At 49.2% G+C, this 4381-nt stretch carries 4 protein-coding genes; 1 reads left to right on the top strand and 3 read right to left on the bottom strand.

The genetic code is table 11. From position 1 onward, the window contains the following. Nucleotides 1-660, top strand: a 660-nt coding sequence (locus tag VEB01_RS04545) for a hypothetical protein (protein ID WP_324873201.1), incomplete at its 5' end; no start/stop codon positions are given. Between the two features lie 462 nt (nucleotides 661-1122). Here VEB01_RS04545 and VEB01_RS04540 read toward each other — a convergent pair. The 3 genes from VEB01_RS04540 to VEB01_RS04530 form a co-directional block, all read right to left on the bottom strand. Beyond that, complete coding sequence (locus tag VEB01_RS04540; protein WP_324873199.1) at nucleotides 1123-2457, bottom strand: O-antigen ligase family protein; 1335 nt, start codon at nucleotides 2455-2457, stop codon at nucleotides 1123-1125. Continuing rightward, the gene (locus tag VEB01_RS04535) at nucleotides 2448-3698 is read right to left on the bottom strand and encodes a glycosyltransferase family 4 protein (RefSeq protein WP_324873196.1); all 1251 of its coding nucleotides are present in this window, start codon (nucleotides 3696-3698) and stop codon (nucleotides 2448-2450) included. The genes VEB01_RS04540 and VEB01_RS04535 overlap by 10 nt, the downstream gene beginning before the upstream one ends. Continuing rightward, the coding region (locus tag VEB01_RS04530) for a UDP binding domain-containing protein (protein ID WP_324873194.1) at nucleotides 3679-4381 on the bottom strand (703 nt) is incomplete at its 5' end. The genes VEB01_RS04535 and VEB01_RS04530, both read right to left, overlap by 20 nt.

Below are 4381 nucleotides of genomic sequence, written 5' to 3'. Positions count from 1 at the left end.
CCGAATATGGGTTACTGGAAGAGACGGATCAACCGGATTGCGATCATCCAAAATTACGGCGGACAACTCAATTATAGGTGGGTAACCGGTCATGAAGCCTGGGACGCCATCCCCTGCGGAGCGTTCCCGTGCGGCAACAGTGCATCAGTCGCGACGACCGTTAACAATGATCCAAGCGTCAGCACTGTTACCCCTACTACCTCTACGGGCAATCTCGCACCGAACCCCAGCTTTGAAAGCGATCCCGCCATCGACTACTTTACCCATGGTACCGGCACCTTCAGCTGGGCGAAGGATGTGGCGCACACGGGGAAAGCTTCGCTGAAGATCGTCTCCAGCCAACCCAATGGAGCTATCACGCGCTGGTTGAGCCGAACCAAACGAATCACGGCTACAGCCGGCGAAACCTATACCGCGACTGCCTGGCTGAAATCCCAGAACCTCGCCCAGAACGGCATGCTGACCATTAACTTCTGGAACAGCTCAGGGCAGCATCTTGGGAGCTACAATTCCCCGACGCAGGTCCGCGGCACCAGTAATTGGACTCCGGTCAGTGTCGACGCCATGGCTCCCCTCGGTAGCGCATATGCGCGGGTCGAATTCCGGCTCTATGGTTCAGGTACCTTGTGGGTGGATGATATCAGCCTGACTACTCAATAAACCGCTGGAGGCCAGTCGCAGACGCCCCCAGACCATATTCACCGATGACCGCGTGGAAGCCTTGGGCGCATACTAGTTTAGGGCTTCCGCTGCGGTCAACCGCGTGTACAAGCGGTCCGGACCAGGTGTGGGACCCTGCCAATGCCCACAGGGCTTCCGCCACCTCGCAGTACTCTTCTTCTCAGAGCTTGCTCCCGCAGCACGCCGCTTGCGCACCCTAGCAGTTCGACCGGCGCGATGTTCACCCAATCCCAGTTGAACGGCATTACGACGCAGCCCCTGCTGGCCGACAGCCATCTCCGGTCTGGCGAACATTGTTCTCGCAATACTTCAGCGTCATTGCCGCCTGTGTAAAGATCGGTAATCAAACCCCAGCATCTTTGAACTCGCGACAACAGGTCTTCTATTTGGGCGCCATTCAACGGCAAAGACGTTGATTCGGTTGCGGAGGGCAAGTCAGGCTCATCGAGACAATGAAGAGGACATTCTGTCGTGAGACGAGACACCTGTCTGTTGGAAATCGCCTAATGAGCACCCTATCGAGTAGGGCACAGGAATCCAGATTGATCCAATTGATAGGCGAGACCACCGACTCAAAAATATCGACACAGCAAGTATTACCTCGATAAAGAAAGGATTACCCCCCTGGACGAGCATAAATATCAGGTACATAAAAAACATGCATGTAGCCAAGCGTTTATATAAAGTATTAGGCGAGGCTGAAATATACTTCCACATGCAATATAAATAGGATATGAAAAGCGCAAACCCAATAATTCCATTGGAAACCAGCGCCTCAATATATCCATTATGAGAAAACAGCGGCCTACCACCAGTATGTCTTGCGTATAATTCTTTGCTTAGCGGTTGTCCATTCCCTATCACAATGCCAACCGATCCACTGGCAAGCCAGTCCTCGATATGGACTTGCCATATTCTAAATCTACCGGAGCCAATATTTTCCTCTGCCCCTTTCTCTTGACCCCATTTCCGCTGGTCCAAAATTCTCATGACAAACGCTTCATCTGACTTAACTGCTAAAAACATTCCAAGCACCACCACGAGCGCCAAAGATAGATTTTTCAACTTTTCAGAAAAACGCCCACCATAAAACAAAACAAAATACAAACCAACAACAAACATAAGATAACCAGTCCTAACATATGTCTTATACAAGGCAAAACCAGCTAGGAGAAATAAGCCAACCGCAATAAATCGCAATTTTCCACGTACCGCAGGTAGAGTTAAGAACATAGTAATGTAGAGTGCCGCTACTGCGATAGTTGAAGATGCGGCATGACTACCCTGAAATATTCCGGACAGCCCTTGGCCCTCTAAACCAAATGATGCAAAATCAAAAGTTGCATGCCTGGACTCTAATGCACCCATCAAGAATGGAACATTGCTTAGCACAATACTTATGCTAAAGAAAGCCAGAAAGCGCTCGACTTTCTTGTAAAAGATGGCTGAATTGTGTTTTACTTTTGCCGCCGTAGTCAGGTAGGTATATACCAATGGCACTGTAATTGAATTCACCATTAACAGAACGGTCTCACTAAAATAGTCAAACCACCCAACCGTCAATAGGTGTTTTATCGATACGATATAGCCAATAAGAATAAAGACTGGAATCTTATAAAACTGGAAAGGCAATATAAGAAAGATTAAAATCGAAAATACTACACCTTTCCACAGCAACGAAATCTTTATTCCAGAAAACGAATCTCCTTCAAAATAAATTAATACGAAGAAAATCGAGAAGAAAAGTGCAAAGCGAGCAAAATTACTTAGCGACATAGCACTTCATATGCTTTCAGCAATTTGGGCGCCTCATATTTCCATTCGAGTTCGTTTCGGACCCGGTTACGGCCGAACTCCCCCATGCGCCTGCGCTCCTCTGGATGATCGAGCAACCAGATGATCTTCTCCGCCATATCCACTTCGTCGTTCTTTCGGGCATAGAGAGAGGCTTCCTGAGCCGAGAAACGGCCCTCGGTCAGGTCGAACTGGACGATGGCCTTGCCAAGCGCCATGTATTCCATGATTTTGTTCATGGTGGATTTGTCATTCATCTCGTTGGCCACATCCGGATTCACGCAGACATCAGCCGTATTGAGTACTTCCAACATCTCTGGGTCAGGTATCCGTCCGGTGAAAGTGACATAGTCGCTCACACCTAGTTCCATAGCCAAAGCTTTCATCTCTCCTAATGCCGTTCCCCCTCCAACCAGTCCAAAATGGATATCCGTACGCAACATGTCATAAATAATATGGCGGGCCGTGCGCAATAAATAATCGATGCCCTCTTGCTTACCCATGACTCCAAGATAGCCAACCAGGTATTTTCGGCCATGTTTGTGCGCCTCATTAGGCGGCAGAATTTGAAGACGATCCAGGCTAGGACCGCTTCTCACCACGAATACCTTCGCCGGATTCATGCGGCCGCGCTCAATAGCGATTATTTTATAGGACTCGTTGGTGGCTATGGAAACATCTGCGGTGCGAAAGGTCAGGCGTTCCAACCATACCATCACGCGCCAGAAGAAATCCTTGCGCCCAAACTTGGCTTCATATAGCTCAGGGTTTATATCGTGGTGATCAAAAAGAAATTTCTTACGTAAAAACAGCTTAAAAAATCCGCCAATCAAGAATAGCAAGTCGGGTGGATTGCAAGCATGAATCACATCGAAGCCACGAGTCAAAAGCACTCGCCAGGAAAGCACAAATGTCCAAAATAGAGCCCAAAAATACTCGATGAGATATCCCTTAGCATTTTCGGCATCTACAGGCAGGGTATAGCGGTAGATATGGATGCCATCGAGGACCTCATAGCGTGCCTCGTAACCTTTACCTGTAGGGCATATAATGGACACTTCATAGCCATTGGAGCGCAGTGTCGTCGCCTCTTGCCATACCCTTCGGTCGAATGGAGACGGGAGGTTTTCAACAAGAATCAATACCCCGGTTGCGACAGCTGATATACCAGCTTTTTTGTCCTGGATAACTGGGTCCAGTTCTTTACCAGCAAATGCCATCATACTTCCCCTCATTACTACGCTGATCTGTAATTCTTACGAGATCCACCACGACCTGCTCGGACCTGAGTTTACGGAAAATATCGCGAAATTCTCTAGCACCGTTTCCGATCACGACTACTTCGGCAAAATCAAGCACCTCGTCGAGACTATCCATCGTCACCTTCATAATGTGGGGAATGTGGTTGAGGATGTAATCTTTGTTGGCTCCGGTAAGTGCTGCCAAGTTGACATTGCGATCGTAAACACGGACGTCATAGCCTTTGCCCAACAGGCGTTCGATGACCTCCACGAAAGGACTCTCGCGCAGATCATCTGTCCCGGCCTTGAAGGAAAAGCCGAGTACACCGACGCGTCGCTTGCCTTTGGCCATGATCATCGAGACTCCACGCGCCACCTGATGCTGGTTGCTGGACAGAATGGCGTTGAGGATGGGCAGATCAAGATCAAGCGAACGCCCCTTGTAGGTGAGCGCCCGCACGTCCTTGGGTAGGCAGGAGCCGCCAAAAGCAAAGCCCGGCTTGAGGTAGTAAGGCGACAGGTTGAGCTTGGTGTCTTGGCAGAAAATATCCATCACCCGATGGCCATCCAGCTCCAACGCTTTGCAGACGTTACCGATTTCATTGGCAAAGCCGACCTTAAGAGCATGCCAGACGTTATCAACATACTTGACCATCTCGGCGGTT

The organism is Methylocaldum sp. (genome assembly GCF_035627495.1).
Lineage (GTDB): Bacteria > Pseudomonadota > Gammaproteobacteria > Methylococcales > Methylococcaceae > Methylocaldum.
Note: the sequence above shows the minus strand (reverse complement) of the source record. Positions and strands in the feature narration are given on the sequence as shown.

Coding starts and splice junctions, on each gene's coding strand:
- VEB01_RS04535 (WP_324873196.1), bottom strand. CDS start 3,698: ATGATGGCATTTGCTGGTAAAGAACTGGACCCAGTTATCCAGGACAAA.
- VEB01_RS04540 (WP_324873199.1), bottom strand. CDS start 2,457: ATGTCGCTAAGTAATTTTGCTCGCTTTGCACTTTTCTTCTCGATTTTC.